A 19410-nucleotide genomic window follows, 5' to 3' on the forward strand; every position below is an offset into this window, starting at 1 on the left:
TCAGCGCTTGACCAAACCGGTGTATCCACCCGCAATCAATGCGGCGGTATCAGCGAACGCCACCAACGGATCAAGGCCGGCGGGCACTGCCATGTAACGCGGCTCCCATTCGGGATCGAATTTGTCTTTGAAACGACGCAAGCCTTGAAAGTTGTAGAACTGCTCGCCCCTGCGAAACACCATGGCCCCCAAACGCTGGGTAATTGGTGCACCCCGGCGAGGGTGCAACCCGGACAGCGGCACCATGCCGAGACTGAAGCGGGCAATGCCCTTGGCTTTGTAATGCAGGATCAGCCCGAGCATCAGGAATTCCATCGTCAGCTTCGGCGCATCGGCTGCGACGCGCATGAGATCGATGCTTGCAAGCTCCAGGCGATCGGTTTCCAGCAGATTAGCGAACGCGACCGCCCTACCCTCGAAGCGCACCACCGCCATGCGGAAGTGCTTGAGATAGTCCGGATCGAAGCGTCCCAGCGAGAACCCTTTTTCACGAACCTGCTTGCTCTCCAGCCAGACGTCGGAAATCTGTTTCAGCTCCCCCAGGGGGGCCTCACCCGCCTCATGGAATTCAAGCGCCAGCCCATCGCGCTGACCACGATTCCAGGTGTAGCGAAGATCCTTCTTGCCCTTGCTGTCCAAATCGAACGCCGCCAGATCCACCCGAGCCTCCTCTCCCAACTTGAGGGCGGTCAGGCCTATGTCCATATAGAACGGCAGATTCTCCACCCGCACCTGGTAGAAGACCGGACGCGCATGGTGCAGGTCGCACAGGTCACGGAACTTCCAGATCAATTCGGCGCGGGCCTGCGGCTTACCCACCGGATCGAACAGCGCGATCATGCTACGACCGCGCCGCCCGTACATCAGGAAGGCCTCTTCGCTCTCGTGAAACAGCAGCGCTTTATCACCCGTCATCACCAGCCCGCCATCGGGCTGACTGGATGCCCGCACGATCGCGAACGCGCGTCGTAGATCTTCGTCATCTGGGCGTTTGATGAGCGGAGGCGCGGCGCGCATTAGCCAGCCCAGCGATAGCGCCAACAGCAGCACCGTGCTGCCGAGCGCGGCACGCAGCCCGCGCGGCGCGTCTGCATCCAACGCAAATTGCCACCAGAGCCGGCTATCGTAGGGCACGTCCTTGTACACGAAGAACAAGAGCCAGATGGATGCGCCGATCACGCAAAGACTCGCGACCACATAGAGCGGTGAAAACGGTACCTCCACCAGACGGCTACGCCGGTAAAAGGATCGCCGAAACACGACGAGCAGCGCCGCCGTGACCATCATCAAGCTCGCCTCTTCCCAATCGAGCCCCTTGAGCAATGAAAGCGCAGCGCCCAGCACCAGCAAACACAGCGTCAAACCCCACGCGGCCGACAACCGACGCCGAAGCCCAAGAGCCAGTAGCAGGCAGACGACGCCAATCAAGCTAGCGCCCAAGTGCGACAAGCTGATCAGCGACGTCGGCACAACGAAGTCGAGGATGTCGAGGCGGTTATCAGCCGATGGCGTCACGCCGGACAACAACAGCACCACGCCCGCTACGAACACCATCAGTGCCAGCACCGGCGCCGCCAATCCAGAAGCGATGCGAATGGCAGACCGTCCAGGAAGAAAGCGACGGCCTTCGTTGAACAGCAGCATCACGCAAGCAACGAGAAAGGGAATCAGCAGATAGATCAACCGGTAGACCAACAACGCGGCAGCCAGCGGCGCCGCGCCGATCTGGCCGGCGAACGCTGCCAGTAACACTGCCTCGAAGACGCCGACGCCACCGGGTACATGACTCAAGACACCCGCCGCGAGTGCCAGCAGATACACCAGCAGAAACGCGCCGAACGGCGGTGTTTCCGGAAGCAATAAATAGAGCACCGTGCTCGCTGCCAACACATCCAGCGTCGTGATCAGGAGCTGTAGCATGGCCAACCGGAAGGTGGGCAGGCGTACCGTGATACGCCCCAACCGCGCGAGTACGCTTTCCGGGGACGGTTTTTCCGGCAATCGGCGCATCCGGATCAGCAGAAGCAATGCGCCATAGCCCAGCAGAATCGCCGTCGAGACGGCGGCGACCGTAGTGGTCGAGATGCCTAACGCAACCGCAGCGCCGGAGACGTCGCTCAACGCAGCGACCGCAGCCAAGGGTGGCAGCGCCAGGCCCAATGACAAGCTTGCGAATACCGTCATGCGTGCAATCGGTAGCGCGCTAAGTCCACTTCGCGAATAGAGGCGATAGCGCACCGAACCGCCGGATAGCATGGCGAGCCCGACGGTGTTGCCAATCGCGAATGCCGTGAACCCTCCCAGCAGCCAGGTTTTTGCCTGCATCGACACACCTGCGAAACGTACGGCAGACCATTCGTAGCCAAGCAGCGCTAGATAGCCAAACACCGTTGCCGCGAATGCGCCGGCAATCGCCCATTTCGGAATGGCCGTGACGGCTTCATGCAGCGCGACTGGATTGATATCCGAAAGCAATCGATGACAGACCAGAAGCGCTACGGCGAACAGCAGCAACATCGCGCCTAGTTCGATAGGCCGGCGATACGCCGTCAGCCGTTCGAGCAATCGCCATGGTAAGGCAAGCGGCGCGGTAATGGAGGTTTCAGCAGGATGAACAGAAGAATGACCGGGGCCTGACTCGGAAGCGCTCATGTAATCTCTCGTGGTACCGCGCGTGCGTATGGTGCGCCTCACCAGCGCGATTAACTTGAACTGAAACTGAACGCAATGGGTGGCGGAGCCGCCACGGCATTAATCCCAGCATAGCCCGTGTGAGGCTTGGCACGCCAAGCGCCCTTTCCTTCCCCCAATCAATCGGATACTAAGCGTCGGGGGCCCTTCGAGACGGCTCAACGTTTTTCGGGCTCTGGTACATCTTCGGCGCTGGCGTCTTTCTGCGCGACCTTCTCCGCCACCGCCTGTTCGTCATCTGCGTCGGATTGCAGGCTCTGCTGCTCGGGCGCAGGCGCATACTGCAGCTCCACCAAAACCGGAAAGTGATCCGACCCGAACGCCGGCAGCCGTCCAATGCGTACCAAGCGGAAGTGGTGACTATGAAAAAGATGATCCAGCGGCCAGCGCAAAAACCAGTATTTGGCGTGAAAACTATTGATCATCGCGCGACCAACACGTGGGTCAAGCAATCCGCTGGTCTTGCGAAACAAGCGGGTATTGGCTGACCAAGCCACGTCATTCAAATCGCCCGTCACGATAATCGGCGTCCCCGGATCGTCTTTCACGCTCTTGGCCACGATCAACAACTCGACATCACGCTCGGTGGAGCTGTCGTTTTCCGTCGGGCTTGGTGGCGCGGGATGCAGAAAATGCATACGTACTTTCAACTGCTCGCTGATGACGACCAACGCGTGCATTGAGGGCACGTCGTCCTCGACCAAGAAGCTCGTTTCCGCATTCTCCAGCGGGAAACGAGAATAGACATGCATGCCATACAGGTTATCCAGTGGGCAACGAATGCTGTAGGGATAGGCGCTTTCGAGCGATGACAATTGTGCCTCCCACCACGCATCCGTTTCCAACGTGACCAGCACGTCGGGCTGGTGCTCCTGCACCAGCGCACGCAACCCTTCGGCGTTGCGATTGGGCGTAAGTACGTTAGCGGTCATGACGGAGATGCGCGGATGGTCTTCTGATTCCAGCGCGGGCTTCACCTCGTGCCGCCACATCCGTGTGTAGGGGATGATCCACCAGGCGTGATAAGCCAGGCAGAGCGCGCATAGCGCAATCGTCACCACGCGTAACGGCTCAGCATGAGAAAAGAAGATTGCCTGGCCGATCAGAAGCCCAAAGGCCACGCTGCAGAGCTGCAATCGTGGAAAGTCCCAGCTTCGCACCCACCATACCGGGTGTTTCCAAAGCGGCAGCAACGTCAGTAGCACCATAAAAAGCGTCAGCGTACCGAAGATTCCCTCTCTCATATTTCTCCCAAAATAAGGCCGCGCTCGCGTCCGGCAGGAACGAAAAAACTAAAAAGCCGACACTTGGGCTAGACCACCGATCGAAACGTTCAAAATCGATGCTCCGACTCAATGACCACTGGCATAGGCCCCGCGCCTAAGCGGATACGAACAGATCACGCCATCACGGTGCTCACAGCGCGGACCACCACCTACCGAAGTGACATCTATTCGCTGTTTGAAGTGACGCATGCCAGCAAAAGGAGCAACCAGGACGGTTTGAGCATACGCAAGCAGGATGACCGCGCATTTGCAGCAGTCGAAATGCCTCATCGAACGACGAGGCCATGCATCTTAAAGGTGGCAGCGGCTCACGCCGCGTGAATGCACACGCCCGGAACGTTCAGGATAAAACCAAACGCCAGACAGCAAACGGCCCCGACTGCTTTCACAATCAGGGCCATTGCTTAAAGGTGGTTGCGGGAGCCGGATTTGAACCGACGACCTTCGGGTTATGAGCCCGACGAGCTACCAGACTGCTCCATCCCGCGTCTGTGGGTGCGCATTCTACAGCCATCCGCAACTGTGTCAATAGCGATTTTCAAAAAGTCTCTTATCGCTCAACCGTTTACACACTCGAGACGCAATCCTGCGTTGCCGGGGGTTCAGCCTTTAACAGGCTGCTATCTACCGCCGGACCCTTCATAATAAAGGCGCTCACCCACCGATGAGGCCGGACCGCTGCGCAAGATCGTTCACATAGACTGCGACTGTTTCTACGCGGCGATCGAGATGCGCGATGATCCGCGGCTTGCCGATCGCCCGCTCGCGGTAGGCGGCTCGGCGGAAAAACGCGGCGTGATCGCGACCTGCAACTACGAAGCGCGAGCGTATGGCGTGCGCTCAGCCATGTCGTCGCGCCACGCGATGAAGCTCTGCCCTGACCTGCTGATCGTCAAACCGCGTTTCGATGTTTACCGTGCGGTATCCAAAGAAATACAAGCGATCTTTCGCGACTACACCCACGTGATCGAGCCGTTGTCGCTGGACGAAGCGTTTCTCGACGTCAGCGATAGCCCGCATTTCGATAACAGTGCTACCCGTATCGCGCAGGACATTCGCCGCCGAACCTGGGAGGAATTGCGCGTTACGGTCTCTGCCGGCGTCGCACCGAACAAGTTTCTGGCGAAGATTGCCAGCGATTGGCGTAAGCCTAATGGGCTCTTCGTCATTGCACCGAACCACGTCGACGAATTTGTTGCAGCGCTCCCGGTCGACCGGCTACACGGCGTGGGAAAGGTGACCGCAGAAAAGCTTAAGCGCCTCGGCATCATTACCTGTACCGATCTTCGGCAATGGGATCGGCGGACGCTCGCACGAGAGTTCGGCAGCTTCGGGGAACGTCTTTTCAATCTTGCCCGCGGCGTGGACGAGAGGAGCGTGCAAGTAGATAGCCGACGCCAGTCGGTCAGCGTCGAAAACACCTATGATCGGGATTTGCCAAATCTCGACGCCTGCCTTGCGCAATTGCCGCCATTGCTCGACGAGCTGCAAACGCGCCTGAGCCGACTGGACAGAAGCTACCGTCCCGAAAAGCCTTTCGTGAAGCTCAAGTTTCACGACTTCACTCAAACGACGCTGGAACAGACCGGCGCCGGCTTCGATACACAGACGTATGCTCGACTGCTGGGCGCCGCCTTCGCTCGTGGCGCTCGGCCGGTGCGCCTGATCGGCGTCGGCGTTCGCCTGACTGACTTACGCCATCTCGGCGAGCAACTGGATCTGTTTGGCGAATGACCTTGATTCGTCGAATGCATAAATGAGATTTCCATGACCTACACCATCGACCCGGTCGGCATCATCCACTCATGCTTCAAGGAAAAATTCGCCATCCCTCGCCAGCCGCAACTGGCGACGGCCGCACGTGGGCGGCTGGAGCTGTTTCCACCGTTCGACCAGCCCGAAGCAGTTGCAGGGCTGCAAGCAGCAAGCCACGTGTGGTTGCTGTTCGTGTTCCACCAAACGCTCGAAGAAAAACCACGGCTCAAGGTGCGCCCACCTCGACTGGGCGGAAACCAGTCCATTGGCGTCTTCGCCAGCCGCGCGACACACCGCCCGAATGGCATCGGGCAATCAGTCGTGAAGCTCGACGCCGTAGAGCCCGGGCAACTCATGCTGTCGGGAATCGATCTACTCGATGGGACACCCATCATTGATATCAAGCCCTACGTGCCATATGCGGACTGTGTCCCAAGCGCCACGAATACCCTGGCAATGTCAGCGCCTAACCTTATCGAAGTGCGCTGGGATCAAAAGGCGGAGCGCCAAGCCGAGGAACACGCCCGGCGCCTGGCCGAGCCTCTTAAAGAGCTCATCACCCAGTGCCTTGCACAGGATCCCCGTCCGGCCTATCAACACCCCACGCCGGATAGACGTTACGGAACACGCCTCTGGGACGTCGATGTGCGCTGGCACTATCCAACCCCGAATGCGATTACCGTTTTGGAAGTTGTGGTGGCGCAATCCTGATCGGCAGACCCACAAAAAACCCGCCAATAAGGCGGGTTTTTAGGAAGACGACGGCTTACTTCTCGACGAAAGCCCGCTCGATCAAGTAGTCCCCTGGCTCACCCATTCGCGCGGAAATCTTCAGCCCGAAGTTGTTCAGCACTTCGCTTGTTTCGTCGAGCATGCTTGGGCTGCCACAGATCATTGCACGATCGTCCTGCGGATTGATCTGAGGCAGACCAATGTCGGTAAACAATTTACCGCTACGCATGAGATCGGTAAGGCGGCCTTGGTTGCGGAACGGCTCACGCGTAACTGTCGGGTAGTAGATCAGTTTATTGCGAACTTCCTCACCGAAGAACTCGTTCTGAGGCAGATGCTCGGTGATGAACTCTTCGTAGGCCACTTCGTTCGCATAGCGCACGCCGTGGATCAGAATGATCTTATCGAAGCGCTCATACGCTTCCGGATCCTGTATGACGCTCATGAACGGCGCCAAGCCAGTGCCAGTGCTTAGCAGGTAGAGGTGCTTACCCGGCAGCAAGTCGCCGAGAATGAGGGTGCCGGTAGGCTTACGGCTAACCATAAGCTCATCGCCTTCCTTCAGATGCTGAAGGCGCGACGTCAGCGGACCGTCCGGCACCTTGATGCTGAAGAACTCCAGGTGCTCTTCATAATTAGGGCTGGCAATCGAATAGGCACGCATCAGAGGTTTGCCGTTGACTTCCAGACCGATCATGACGAATTGACCGTTCTCAAAACGCAAACCCGGATTGCGGGTGGTCTTGAAGCTGAACAAGGTGTCATTCCAGTGGTGCACACTGAGCACGCGCTCAACGTTCAGATTGCTCATCGATTCCTCTCATAACATTCGGAAGCCCGAGCACCGTCGTTAGCTATCACGTAGATACTTCGACGACGAATACATCAGGGCGAGATTGCCAGCGATTCTAAGGTCGTCCAGAATATCTGTTAAGTGAATTATCACGATATAGCTAATCGGTTATATAGATATGCGTTTTACCTTGCGCCAGCTTCAGGTGTTTGCAGCCGTTGCCCGGCAGGAAAGTGTGTCACGAGCAGCTGAATCGCTGGCTTTATCCCAGTCAGCGGCCAGTACTTCATTAGCAGAGCTCGAGCGGCAAAGTGGCTGCCTGCTGTTCGACCGCGCGGGAAAGAGGCTCAGCCTCAACGCTCTGGGCTCACAGCTTTTACCCAAGGCAGTATCCCTCCTCGATCAGGCGCGGGAAATAGAGGATTTGCTCAATGGTAAAAGTGGCTACGGCTCGCTTGTCGTGGGAGCAACGCTTACCATCGGTAACTATCTGGCAACCCGACTGATTGGCGAGTTCATGCAGCGGCACCCTGAATGCCAAGTGAAGCTTCAGGTGCAAAATACCGCGCATATCGTCCAGCAGATTCTCCACTATGAGCTTGATCTCGGCCTGATTGAGGGTGATTGCAATCACGATGAAGTAGAGATGCAGCACTGGATCGAGGATGAGCTGGTGGTCTTCTGCTCCCCGCGTCATCCACTGGCCAAGCAAGGCAAGGCATCACTCGATGAGTTGACAGGGGAAGCCTGGATTCTTCGAGAGCAAGGTTCGGGAACACGACTGACGTTCGACCAGGCGATGCGGCACTGCCGCTCGCGCCTGGATGTCCGCCTGGAACTCGAACACACCGAGGCGATTACGCGTGCGGTGGAGTCAGGCCTTGGCATTGGCTGCATATCAAGACTGGCCCTCAGGGACGCGTTCCTTCGCGGCAGTTTGGTGCCCTTGGAAACCCCGGAAATCGACCTTAGCCGGCAATTCTCTTTTATCTGGCACCGACAGAAATACCAGACAGCCGCGATGGCTGAGTTTCTCGACCAATGCCGAACAATGACGGCAGGCGTTTCGCGCAGCCATGAAATCGACCTTCCGCCGTTCGCTTGATTCAAGCGCCAGGAATGGACTCCAGCTGCTGCAGTAATAAGGCAGCTTGGGTACGCGTTCGAACGCCAAGTTTTCGAAAGATCGCTGTTACATGCGCCTTGACCGTCGCCTCGGACACACTCAACTCATAAGCGATTTGCTTGTTCAGCAACCCTTCACACACCATGGTTAGAACGCGAAACTGCTGTGGTGTCAGGCTCGCAAGGCCATCGCTCGCAGCCCGCGCCTCTGGCGTGACGTCCACCGCGTCCAGGGCTTGGCTAGGCCACCAAGCATCGCCATCTAGCACGGTTTGAACGGCCTGCTGAATGACTTCGAGCGCGCTCGATTTTGGAATGAAACCGATCGCACCGAACTCACGGGCGCGCGCCATCACTGCAGGCTCCTCCTCGGCAGATACCATCACGACCGGCACTTGAGGGTACTGGCCGCGCAACAAAACCAACCCGGAAAAGCCGTAAGCGCCCGGCATGTTGAGGTCCAGCAGCACCAGATCCCAATCGCCCTTCTTCCCGAGATGTAATTCGAGTTCTGAAATACTCGAGGCCTCGGTGAGGCGTGCAGCCTGCCCGATCCCCAACGTCAGCGCCTGCCGCATCGCACTACGAAACAGCGGGTGATCATCCGCGATGAGTATGTCGTAACCGGCCATTAGGGCTTCCCTGATTGTTCTTTTTGAAGGCCAAACCTCAGCATCGGACTGTTGATCCCGTCGACACCGGAGCAGCGACTGTCAACGACATCCACTGATGCTTTTGCGGACGCAGCATGACGAGCAGGCCTTGCGGGGTCAAGTGAACGACAGAGAGGAACTCGCCATGGCCGGCAGGACCAACCATACATTGGTAAGCTGTACGGGCTACGGAGATGCCGGAAAACAACTGCCTTACAAAAACGCCTTTACCGCGGCATGGGTGGCATTCTCGGCATCTACAGGCAGACCGCGTTTTGCCAGCAGGTAGCGTTCGCTGAACAAGTCCAGGTAGGCATCCAATGCATGCCCGGCACGTGCATCGCCTGCCAGCTCGAGGCACAACGCCGCCACTTCAGCGGTACACAGGTGGTCCTCTCGCTTCGAACGACGCAGGCGATATCGGGAGAGCTGCTCAGGTTGCAGGCTGAGCACAGGAAACCGATCAAGGTATGGACTCTTGCGAAACATCTTGCGCGCCTCGGTCCAGGTTGCGTCGAGGAGAATGAAAAGCGGACGCCGCGAGGATTTTCCGGCCCCATCGACGGAAGACATAACGCGCTTGGGTTCAACGAATTCGCCCGGAAAGACTACGAACGGCTGCCACTGTGGATCATCCAGAAGTTGCAGCAGTGCAGCATCCACCGAGGTCCGCGACCATCCGAAGGCGAACGTGTCAGACACGAGATCCGCGATGAGCCAGCCCGTATTACTGGGTTTGAGCGGTTCCACATCGTGCATCAATAAGCAGACACCCGCACGACTGGACACCACTGGGCACATGCTACAAAAGCAATGGCTGCGCAGCACCCGGCATCCTTCGCATCGATCCGTCCGCGAGCCGCGCGCCCGAAAGGGCTTGATTGCCCGAGCGAGCCGCTGGGCTCGTAACTTCGCTACCGCATGAACCACGAACGTGCCCCGCTCTGATAAACAATAAGCGCAGGATGCGCTACTCATCTCACCGGGCATTTGCGTAGCCAACCGTGAGAACATCGAGACTCTACTATGGTCGAACCTGACTCGCTTAATTTCATGGAGGCCTAACATGCGCCGCGTTACTTTCACCGCTCTTTTCCTCGCGCTGACCTTGCCTGCCGTACATGCAGCATCATTAAAGGAAATGGAGTTAGGCGAGCTGTTGAACAAAGTCGCCAAGGAAAGCAGTGTTGGAACACCTCGCGCCATCAACGAAAATATCCTGGATCGTGGCTATACCGTCGATGGTAGTGAGCTGGTGAACCACTTGAGCGTGCTCCCCGCTCACGCGGAGCAAATGCGCGCTAACAAAGGCTCAATGCGTGAACAACTCTCGCGTAGCGTCTGCAACAACTCAGGCTTTCGTCAGCTAATGGACCGCGGTGCGACGCTTCGATACGAATTCAGCGAATACCAAAGTAATAGCCCCATCAGCCGAGAGCGGTTCACGAAGTCGGATTGCGGCGCCTGATTCGAGCTGAAGGACTACGGTAATCCGAAACACGACAGCCCGAACACGTAACGCGGCTTGCTTCAATAGATGCCTCTGCGGGATGCGTTCCGGGCCGTGCTCACCACAGCCCGCACCGCTCTCTGCTCGCAGAATTCGCCCATAGGAAAATGCTGCCCAGCTGGATTGAACGAACAGCGCTACGCGTGAAGAGCGAAGTTGCGCGCGGGAAAACAGCATCTGGGGATGGCGCAATGGGTGTACGACGACAGCGCGGCTCAACTTGAGCACGAGCTATGGCGCTAGAAAACCTGACGCAGCGCCGCAAAGAGCGCTTCGACCATTGCGGCCCGGATCGTCAACGCTCGCAGTTCCTAGCCGGATCATTCATCCAGGCGGCCCCTGAATAACCGACCGATCTGATCAAGTGAAAATCCTCGATAGGCAAGAAACCGCGCTTGCTTGGCTTGTTCCTGAGGAGTTTGCGGCAGAGATTTGAATTTGCGCCGCCAGACTTCACGAAGCCCATCGGCCCAATCAATGTCGGCTTCATCGAGTGCAACTACGACCCTATCTCTTGGCAGACCTCGCTGGCCGAGCTCTTCACGTATTCGCACCGGACCATAGCCCGCGCGGGCGCGACTGCTTATGTAGCTTTCGAGGTAGCGGGACTCATCGAGGAGACCCTCCTCCGCCAATCGCGCCAACTCAGATTCAATGAGATTCTCGGGCGCCCCACGCTGGCGCAGCTTACGCCCAAGCTCGACAAGTCCATGCTCCCGGCGGGCAAGCAAATCCATTGCTGCACGCCGAACTGCCACGGGCGTGTCGAGTATGACAGCCATGATCAGACGTCGACGTCAGCCACGTCGTCTACTGGGGTTTCCGCTTTCTTGCTCGACACCAACAGCTTGTCGCGAATCTGCTTCTCGATGCCATTACCTATCTCAGCATTGTCTGCCAGATACTTGGCTGCGTTCGCCTTACCCTGCCCAATCTTGTTGCCTTGATAGCTATACCAAGCACCGGACTTTTCCAGCAATCCGAGCTGGACGCCCAGGTCGATGACCTCGCCATGGCGGTAAATGCCTTTGCCATAGAGGATCTGGAATTCAGCCTGACGGAAAGGCGGTGCCACTTTGTTCTTGACGACTTTTACTCGCGTCTCGCTACCGACGACTTCATCTCCCTCCTTGACCGCACCTGTACGGCGAATATCGAGGCGAACGGAGGAGTAGAACTTGAGCGCATTACCCCCAGTCCCAGGCAATTGGCGTGCTTGATGTTACCGGTGATCTTACGCAGCGCCTGCGACATCAGGCGCGCCTGGAGACCTACGTGGGCGTCGCCCATTTCACCCTCAATCTCCGCCTTCGGAACCAGTGCTGCCACGGAATCGACGATGATCACGTCGACTGCGTTAGAGCGGACCAGCATGTCGGTAATTTCAAGAGCCTGTTCACCAGTGTCAGGCTGTGACACCAACAGGTCATCGACGTTGACGCCTAGCTTGCCTGCGTAATCGGGATCGAGCGCGTGCTCGGCATCGACGAACGCGCAGGTCGCGCCCTGCTTCTGCGCTTCGGCGATGACCGACAGCGTAAGCGTGGTTTTACCCGAGGACTCTGGACCGTAGATTTCGACGATACGCCCTTTAGGCAGTCCGCCTATGCCAAGCGCGATATCGAGCCCAAGCGAACCGGTGGAAATGGCTGGAATAGCCTGGCGATCGTGATCGCCCATGCGCATGACCGCGCCCTTGCCAAACTGCTTTTCAATTTGACCCAGCGCAGCGGACAACGCGCGCTTTTTATTCTCATCCATCAAGATAACCTCGTATGTTCGAGCGGGCCCACGGCCACGAAATAACTGTATAAGTAGACAGTATTAGAGCACATGCCCAACCAGTCGCCTACCCCTGCCCAGGAATTTCTCCTGCACAAAGATGCAAAAGACCGTGCAATGCGCACAATATCGTCTGATGGCGGACGGCCGCACGGTCCCCCTCGAACAAATGCCGCTGTGCATAGAGCCGCGCCCCGTCGGTCCACGCGAGCCAGACGGTCCCCACAGGCTTTTCCGGCGATCCACCGCTGGGCCCCGCAATGCCACTGACCGCGACTGAAAACCGCGCCCCGCTCTTGCGCTGCGCCGCCCGCGCCATCGATTCGACAACCTCGCGACTCACGGCCCCCGGAGCTGAAAAGAGTGCTTCCGGCACTTCCAACTGCGCGGTTTTCTGTGCGTTGGAATAGGTGATGTAGCCGGCTTCGAACCAGGCCGAACTGCCTGCGACACGCGTTATCGCCTCAGCAATACCGCCACCGGTGCACGACTCGGCGGTAGCGACCTGCGCGTCCAGCCGTTGAAGATAAGCGCCGAGCTGTGTTGAAAGCTGATTGATTTCGTCCACTGCCATCTCCGGGGTTAAGCGGGCCAGGGGGATACCGTACACTAGCGGCTTTTGTGCGCAAGGTCCGGAAATGAGTCAAAGCGATCTCAGCCATCACACCCCGATGATGCAGCAATATTGGCGGCTGAAGAACCAACATCCCGACCAGTTGATGTTCTATCGAATGGGCGACTTCTACGAACTCTTCTACGAAGATGCGAAGAAGGCGGCTCGCTTGCTGGACATCACGCTTACAGCGCGGGGCCAGTCCGCGGGCAGCGCCATTCCCATGGCGGGGATTCCGTTCCATTCGGCCGAAGGATACCTTGCCCGACTCGTCAAACTCGGCGAGTCCGTGGTCATCTGCGAACAGACGGGCGACCCCGCCACTAGCAAGGGTCCAGTAGAGCGCCAGGTGGTGCGCATCATCACGCCGGGCACCGTCAGCGATGAAGCCTTGCTGGATGAGCGCCGCGACAACCTGCTCGCCGCTGTGGTGGGCGATGAGCGATTGTTTGGTTTGGCGGTCCTGGATATTGCCAGTGGGCGCTTCAGCGTGCTGGAAATGTCCGCTTGGGAAAGTCTGCTGGCGGAACTGGAACGACTCAACCCGGCTGAGCTGCTCATTCCCGATGACTGGCCGCAGGGTTTGCCTGCGGAAAAACGCCGTGGCGTTCGACGTCGTGCGCCTTGGGATTTCGACCGGGACAGTGCCCATAAGAGCCTTTGCCAGCAGTTTGGCACCCAGGATCTCAAAGGCTTCGGCTGCGAGGGGCTCAAGCTGGCGATTGGCGCTGCAGGTTGCTTGCTTTCGTATGCGAAGGAAACCCAGCGCACTGCCCTGCCGCACCTGCGCGGACTTCGCCACGAAAGGCTTGGTGACACGGTCATCCTGGACGGTGCGAGCCGTCGAAACCTTGAATTGGACACTAACCTGTCCGGTGGGCGCGAGAATACGTTGCAATCCGTCGTAGATCGCTGCCAGACCGCAATGGGTAGCCGCCTGCTGACGCGCTGGCTCAACCGCCCGTTGCGCGACCACTCGATTCTTCAGGCCAGGCAAAACTCGATCACCTGCCTACTCGAACATTACCGTTTCGAAAATCTCCAACCACTTCTCAAAGAGATTGGCGATGTAGAGCGCATTCTGGCGCGCATCGGCCTGCGCAACGCGCGCCCGCGTGACCTGGCGAGACTGCGTGACGCGTTGTCGGTGCTTCCCGACCTGCAGCACAACATGCGCGAGCTGGTTGCGTCGCATCTGGGTGAGCTCGCAGAAAGTATCCGTACATATCCAGAGCTAGCGGCGTTGCTAGCGAGTGCTGTCGTCGACAATCCCCCAGCGGTAATCCGCGATGGCGGCGTATTGAAGATGGGATACGACGCCGAACTGGACGAACTCCTTTCGCTAAGCGAAAACGCCGGGCAGTTCCTGATGGACCTGGAGGTTCGCGAGCGCGAGCGGACCGGGCTATCCAACCTCAAGGTCGGATATAACCGCATCCACGGCTACTACATCGAGCTACCGCGTACCCAAGCAGAACAGGCGCCAGTCGATTACATCCGTCGGCAAACGCTCAAAGGAGCCGAACGCTTCATCACCCCAGAATTGAAGGCATTCGAAGACAAAGCATTGTCTGCGAAAAGTCGGGCGCTGGCCCGAGAAAAAATGCTTTACGAGCAACTCCTGGAGACATTGATCCAGGCGCTGGCTCCGCTTCAGGAGACGGCTGCTGCGCTGGCGGAGTTGGACGTACTGGCGAACCTTGCCGAACGCGCCCTGACCCTGGATTTCAGCCGCCCGACCTTCGTTGAAGACACTTGTCTCAACATCGAGCAAGGGCGTCATCCTGTTGTCGAGCAGGTACTGGAAACGCCATTCGTCGCCAACGACCTCAAGCTTGACCAGAACACGCGAATGCTCGTGATCACCGGCCCGAACATGGGTGGTAAGTCCACTTATATGCGCCAGACCGCCTTGATCGTTCTTCTCGCACACATCGGCAGCTTCGTGCCCGCTGCTCGCTGCGAGCTTTCGATCGTCGACCGGATCTTTACGCGTATCGGTTCGTCCGACGACCTCGCGGGCGGGCGCTCGACCTTCATGGTGGAAATGAGCGAAACCGCGAATATCCTTCATAACGCCACGGACCGTAGCTTGGTCCTGATGGATGAAGTGGGTCGCGGCACCAGCACATTCGACGGCCTCTCTCTTGCGTGGTCTGCAGCCGAGCACCTCGCCAAGCTACGCGCATGGACACTGTTCGCCACGCATTACTTTGAGCTTACGGTTCTGCCTGAGAGTGAGCCGCTGGTGGCTAACGTCCACCTCAGCGCGACCGAGCACAAAGAACGAATCGTCTTTCTGCACCACGTACTGCCAGGCCCGGCCAGCCAAAGCTATGGCTTGGCTGTCGCCCAGCTTGCCGGGGTGCCGAATGGCGTGATCGACCGAGCGCGTGAACATTTGGCTCGCCTGGAAACGACGAGCCTGCCTCACCAACCTCTGCGCACTGAGCCGGGCCGCCCGCCGGCGCCTCTGCAAAGCGATCTTTTCGCCGCGCTTCCCCACCCTGTGCTGGATGAACTGGACCGTATGGAGCCCGATAACATGACGCCGCGCCAAGCGCTCGAATTGTTATATGCATGGAAGCAGCGGATCTGACATAGATTCAAACAAGCTGATAGAATCCCGCGCGCTTAAGAATCGCCGGTCCCACAGCCTGAGCCGATGCGATCGTATTCCGGTCGAACCTGCTGCGTAGACAGCGATCGACCGCCCGAGGAGAGAATCTGAATGACCTTCGTCGTCACCGACAACTGCATCAAGTGCAAATACACCGATTGCGTGGAAGTCTGCCCGGTGGACTGCTTCTATGAAGGCCCTAATTTCCTGGTCATTCATCCGGATGAATGCATCGACTGCGCGCTCTGCGAACCCGAGTGCCCGGCCCAGGCGATCTTCTCCGAAGACGAAGTGCCAGACGGGATGCAGAACTTTGTTGAATTGAATGCGGAACTGGCGGAAGTCTGGACCAACATTACCGAGCGTAAAGATCCACTACCGGATGCGGCAGAGTGGGACGGTAAGAAGGACAAACTGCAACATCTGGAGCGCTAAGGCGCTCCCGGATCGAAGCCCACCTTTGCGATAAAGCTATTCACTCAAAGCCTGCACTGCGTTTTCTTCTTGCCAGCGTGAGCCATGTGTGCGATGCAAGCGCTCCCGCTCTCATGGATCGGCAGGCTTCATCGCAGTGAACAGCGTGACGCACTTGTGGGCTTTTTTTGGGCAAAAAAAGGGGCGGGTTTGACCCCGCCCACCTTTTGTCCCTGTCCTTTAACTCCACCATCTTCCTGATGTGCCATATCCAGTTGGCATTCCTACCAGCGTCCTGCCGGTTGCGTCGTCCTTGGACACAGATGCGATATTAATGATTCCCCGGATGCCGGCAATCCCGCCATTTACAGGTACCAGGCACTTCCCAGTCATTTGAAGTCCTCTAACCTACTGATTTTAAGAAACTAATTATCCAAATTTCAGCATGTACTCACGAAGCTGGGCGGCATGCTTACCTACTATGTAGGCCATGGCTTACATACCCTATGGGCAATTCGTATACACCAGAGCGCTTTGTCGCTGCGTCCCTTCCCGGCCACCTTAATACGCCGCCCGCAGTCAGTTCGAGCGAAATCCCTGCCTAAACGTATGCGCACAAAAAAGGCGCCCCGCGGGGCGCCTCGATTTACCAGTGCGGAGCTACTGGAAAAGCGCATCACTGGAAAGCCCATTGCGCTCGAGAATCTCACGTAGACGCTTCAATGCTTCCACCTGGATCTGCCGTACACGCTCACGGGTAAGGCCAATGCCCTGCCCTACTTCCTCGAGTGTGCTGCTTTCGTGACCACGCAGTCCAAATCGCCGGACAACGACTTCCCGTTGTTTTTCGGTAAGTTCGGAAAGCCACTGATCGATGCTCTGACTCAGGTCATCGTCCTGCAGCAGCTCGCAAGGATCGGTGGGGCGATCGTCGGTCAGCGTATCCAGCAGCGTCTTGTCCGAGTCGGGCCCCAGGAACACATCCACCGAGGATACCCGCTCGTTGAGGCCGAGCATGCGCTTGACCTCGCCGACTGGCTTGTCGAGTAGGTTGGCAATTTCTTCGGGGGACGGTTCGTGATCGAGCTTCTGAGTGAGCTCCCTGGCAGCGCGCAGGTAGACGTTCAACTCTTTGACTACATGGATCGGCAGGCGAATGGTCCGGGTCTGGTTCATGATTGCGCGTTCGATGGTCTGTCGAATCCACCATGTCGCATAGGTCGAGAATCGAAATCCTCTCTCTGGGTCGAATTTCTCGACCGCTCGAATAAGACCGAGGTTGCCTTCTTCAATCAGATCCAGCAGCGAAAGGCCACGATTGATGTAGCGTCGCGCGATCTTTACAACCAGTCGAAGGTTGCTTTCGATCATCCGCTTTCGTCCAGCTGCATCACCCTTTTGCGCCAAACGCGCAAAATGGACTTCTTCTTCCGGCGTTAGAAGAGGTGAAAAACCTATTTCGTTGAGATAGAGCTGAGTGGCATCGAGTACGCGATTTTGATCCACATAGCGAGCAGTGTGTGCTGATACCGACGCCAGAGCACCGCGCGTCTTCTTACCTGCGCGTGCCTCCCCCCCAGGAGTGGAACCATGCCCCATGAGGAGCATTTCTTCGTCGATCTCAAATCGAGGCGCTTCTTGGTCGAGAGCCATTGTTATTGTCCCTTACCGAGTTCGACAACAAGCTCCGATGCACAGGACCTTTCGAGGCATCGAAACCCCAATGCGTCTACGGGCGGACGATCAGCAACTCAGCGATTGGGCAGATACTGCAATGGATCTACGGGTTTACCTTGGCGACGAATTTCAAAATGCAACTTCACGCGATCGGCCCCTGTCGACCCCATCTCCGCAATGGTCTGCCCCACCTTGACCTGCTGCCCCTCCTTAACCAACAGACGCCTGTTGTGCCCATAGGCACTTACATACGTATCGCTGTGCTTGATGATCAGCAGCTCGCCATAGCCACGTAGTCCGCTACCTGCGTAGACCACTGTTCCGTTTGCCGCAGCTAGGACAGGCTGTCCCAATTGTCCGGCTATATCAATGCCTTTATTCAAACTACCGTTTGACGAAAATCGGCCAATCAATTGTCCATTCGAGGGCCAACCCCAACCTGCCGAGGACACGGTCACTTTTTGGACTGGCGTACTGGCTGGGGCGCTCACGGTAGGCTTGGGCGCAGGTGCAGGCGCCGGAGTACTCGATGCTCCCGATGTGATGGGTGGCGGCGTCGGGCGCGCTACCACGACAGGCGTATTGCTGACCGCAGGCCGTACGGTGCGCGGCGCGGTCGCGACCGTACTGGCCCCGCTGCCGAAACGAATCGTTTGCCCGGGGTGAATGACATAAGGCGCCGCAATACGATTGTGCGCAGCCAAAGCGCGCCAATCCCATCCAAAGCGAAACGCGATCGAGTACAGGGTGTCCCCGCGCTGCACCTTATATTGCCCACTGCGAACAGGCTCTCGTGTCGGGCCGTTTCGATCGATGACCTGTACACCTCCGGAGGAGCTGGCACATCCTGCGACAGACACGCACAGCAGTAGGCTGACCGCTAGCCCTGCTAACCGGACGGCCTTGGTAAATCGCAATGGACGGCTCGGATTCACCCATTTCTCCCATTCAGTGTGGACGCGTTATATAGACGGCTCTTCGGCGCAATCATTCACAAATTACCTGAAGTAGCCCGCCTAACTACTGGCTAGTACAGCACATTGACCGAGCAAGCGAGCATCCGACGGCCAGTGTTCGGGATGTTAAATGACCGGACCGTTAAGTAGCGGCACGAAACGCACTGAATCGAGCATGTAGTGAGCAAAGCCCTGCGCCTCACGAACGATGAGCTGCAGTTGCTGAACGTCGCCTGTCCCAACGGGAATCACCAGCCGCCCACCGGGGGCTAGCTGATCGAGCAGCGCCTGCGGGACTTCCGCCGCCGCTGCAGTCACGATAATGCCGTTATAAGGCGCCAGTGCAGGCCAACCTTCCCAGCCGTCGCCCCAGCGGAAAACCACGTTGCGCAGCTTGAGCTCAACGAGCCTCTCTTTAGCGCGTTCTTGCAGGGCTTGAATACGCTCGACCGAGAACACCCGCTCGACCGACTGAGCAAGAACCGCTGTCTGGTACCCCGAACCGGTTCCGATCTCCAATACCTTGTCCAGCGGACCGGCAGCCAAAAGCAGCTCGGTCATGCGGGCCACCATGAACGGCTGCGATATCGTCTGGTTGTGCCCGATGGGCAAGGATGACTCTTCATAGGCGCGGTGCGATAGCGCTTCATCCACGAACAAATGACGCGGCGTACGACGGATGACATCCAGCACCTTGGCGTCGGATACACCCTCTTCCGTCAAGCGCTGAATCAGGCGCTCGCGCGCTCTTTGCGACGTCATACCAGAGCCGCTACGAAGCCGCCCTTCTTGCTCACGGCTCA

At 58.0% G+C, this 19410-nt stretch carries 16 protein-coding genes, 1 tRNA gene and 1 pseudogene; 6 read left to right on the top strand and 12 right to left on the bottom strand.

What is annotated here, in order from left to right; genetic code table 11:
- From mprF to IEY47_RS02170, 3 genes are all read right to left on the bottom strand, one after another.
- Positions 1-2652 (bottom strand): bifunctional lysylphosphatidylglycerol flippase/synthetase MprF, encoded by a 2652-nt coding sequence (gene mprF / locus IEY47_RS02160; protein ID WP_188981489.1) that lies wholly within the window; start codon positions 2650-2652, stop codon positions 1-3.
- Between the two features lie 197 nt (positions 2653-2849).
- Positions 2850-3935, bottom strand: a complete 1086-nt coding sequence (locus tag IEY47_RS02165; protein WP_188981490.1) for an endonuclease/exonuclease/phosphatase family protein — start codon at positions 3933-3935, stop codon at positions 2850-2852.
- 453 nt (positions 3936-4388) lie between these two features.
- A tRNA-Met gene (locus tag IEY47_RS02170) sits at positions 4389-4465 on the bottom strand.
- A gap of 190 nt (positions 4466-4655) precedes the next feature.
- Here IEY47_RS02170 and dinB point away from each other — a divergent pair.
- On the top strand, positions 4656-5711 hold the full coding sequence (gene dinB, locus IEY47_RS02175) for a DNA polymerase IV (RefSeq protein WP_188981780.1): 1056 nt from the start codon (positions 4656-4658) through the stop codon (positions 5709-5711).
- A gap of 33 nt (positions 5712-5744) precedes the next feature.
- Positions 5745-6443, top strand: coding sequence for a tRNA (N6-threonylcarbamoyladenosine(37)-N6)-methyltransferase TrmO (tsaA, locus tag IEY47_RS02180; protein WP_188981491.1), 699 nt, complete (start codon positions 5745-5747; stop codon positions 6441-6443).
- 55 nt (positions 6444-6498) lie between these two features.
- On the opposite strand, the gene fpr is transcribed toward tsaA, so the two are convergent.
- Positions 6499-7275, bottom strand: a complete 777-nt coding sequence (fpr, locus tag IEY47_RS02185) for a ferredoxin-NADP reductase (RefSeq protein ID WP_188981492.1) — start codon at positions 7273-7275, stop codon at positions 6499-6501.
- 160 nt (positions 7276-7435) lie between these two features.
- Between fpr and IEY47_RS02190 the strand changes: the two genes are divergently transcribed.
- The gene (locus IEY47_RS02190) at positions 7436-8362 is read left to right on the top strand and encodes a LysR family transcriptional regulator (RefSeq protein ID WP_188981493.1); all 927 of its coding nucleotides are present in this window, start codon (positions 7436-7438) and stop codon (positions 8360-8362) included.
- A gap of 1 nt (position 8363) precedes the next feature.
- Here IEY47_RS02190 and erdR read toward each other — a convergent pair whose 3' ends face one another.
- The gene (gene erdR, locus IEY47_RS02195; RefSeq protein ID WP_188981494.1) at positions 8364-9014 is read right to left on the bottom strand and encodes a response regulator transcription factor ErdR; all 651 of its coding nucleotides are present in this window, start codon (positions 9012-9014) and stop codon (positions 8364-8366) included.
- A 234-nt stretch (positions 9015-9248) separates the two neighbouring features.
- Entirely contained in the window at positions 9249-9965 is a 717-nt protein-coding gene (locus tag IEY47_RS02200; RefSeq protein ID WP_188981495.1) for a tRNA-uridine aminocarboxypropyltransferase, read from the bottom strand.
- A gap of 136 nt (positions 9966-10101) precedes the next feature.
- Here IEY47_RS02200 and IEY47_RS02205 point away from each other — a divergent pair, with 136 nt between their 5' ends.
- Positions 10102-10503 (top strand): PA3611 family quorum-sensing-regulated virulence factor, encoded by a 402-nt coding sequence (locus tag IEY47_RS02205; RefSeq protein ID WP_188981496.1) that lies wholly within the window; start codon positions 10102-10104, stop codon positions 10501-10503.
- A gap of 362 nt (positions 10504-10865) precedes the next feature.
- On the opposite strand, the gene recX is transcribed toward IEY47_RS02205, so the two are convergent.
- From recX to IEY47_RS02220, 3 genes and pseudogenes are all read right to left on the bottom strand, one after another.
- Positions 10866-11327 carry a recombination regulator RecX gene (recX, locus tag IEY47_RS02210; protein ID WP_188981497.1) on the bottom strand — a complete coding sequence of 154 codons (462 nt, stop codon included), beginning with the start codon at positions 11325-11327 and terminating at the stop codon, positions 10866-10868.
- A gap of 2 nt (positions 11328-11329) precedes the next feature.
- Positions 11330-12306 (bottom strand): annotated as a pseudogene (recA, locus tag IEY47_RS02215) (recombinase RecA).
- A gap of 88 nt (positions 12307-12394) precedes the next feature.
- Complete coding sequence (locus IEY47_RS02220) at positions 12395-12901, bottom strand: CinA family protein (RefSeq protein ID WP_188981781.1); 507 nt, start codon at positions 12899-12901, stop codon at positions 12395-12397.
- Between the two features lie 64 nt (positions 12902-12965).
- Between IEY47_RS02220 and mutS the strand changes: the two genes are divergently transcribed.
- Together mutS and fdxA are read left to right on the top strand one after the other, a co-directional pair.
- Complete coding sequence (mutS, locus tag IEY47_RS02225; protein WP_188981498.1) at positions 12966-15539, top strand: DNA mismatch repair protein MutS; 2574 nt, start codon at positions 12966-12968, stop codon at positions 15537-15539.
- Between the two features lie 132 nt (positions 15540-15671).
- Positions 15672-15995: a ferredoxin FdxA gene (gene fdxA, locus IEY47_RS02230; protein WP_188981499.1), complete on the top strand. Its 324-nt coding sequence runs from the start codon at positions 15672-15674 to the stop codon at positions 15993-15995.
- A gap of 639 nt (positions 15996-16634) precedes the next feature.
- Here the strand turns inward: fdxA and rpoS are convergent.
- The 3 genes from rpoS to IEY47_RS02245 form a co-directional block, all read right to left on the bottom strand.
- Complete coding sequence (gene rpoS, locus IEY47_RS02235; protein WP_188981500.1) at positions 16635-17627, bottom strand: RNA polymerase sigma factor RpoS; 993 nt, start codon at positions 17625-17627, stop codon at positions 16635-16637.
- Positions 17628-17725: 98 nt separating this feature from the next.
- Positions 17726-18568 carry a peptidoglycan DD-metalloendopeptidase family protein gene (locus IEY47_RS02240; protein ID WP_188981782.1) on the bottom strand — a complete coding sequence of 281 codons (843 nt, stop codon included), beginning with the start codon at positions 18566-18568 and terminating at the stop codon, positions 17726-17728.
- 165 nt (positions 18569-18733) lie between these two features.
- Complete coding sequence (locus IEY47_RS02245) at positions 18734-19369, bottom strand: protein-L-isoaspartate(D-aspartate) O-methyltransferase (RefSeq protein WP_188981783.1); 636 nt, start codon at positions 19367-19369, stop codon at positions 18734-18736.
- Positions 19370-19410 lie beyond the last annotated feature (41 nt).

It is taken from the genome of Pseudomonas matsuisoli, from assembly GCF_014647635.1.
Taxonomy (GTDB): domain Bacteria; phylum Pseudomonadota; class Gammaproteobacteria; order Pseudomonadales; family Pseudomonadaceae; genus Pseudomonas_P; species Pseudomonas_P matsuisoli.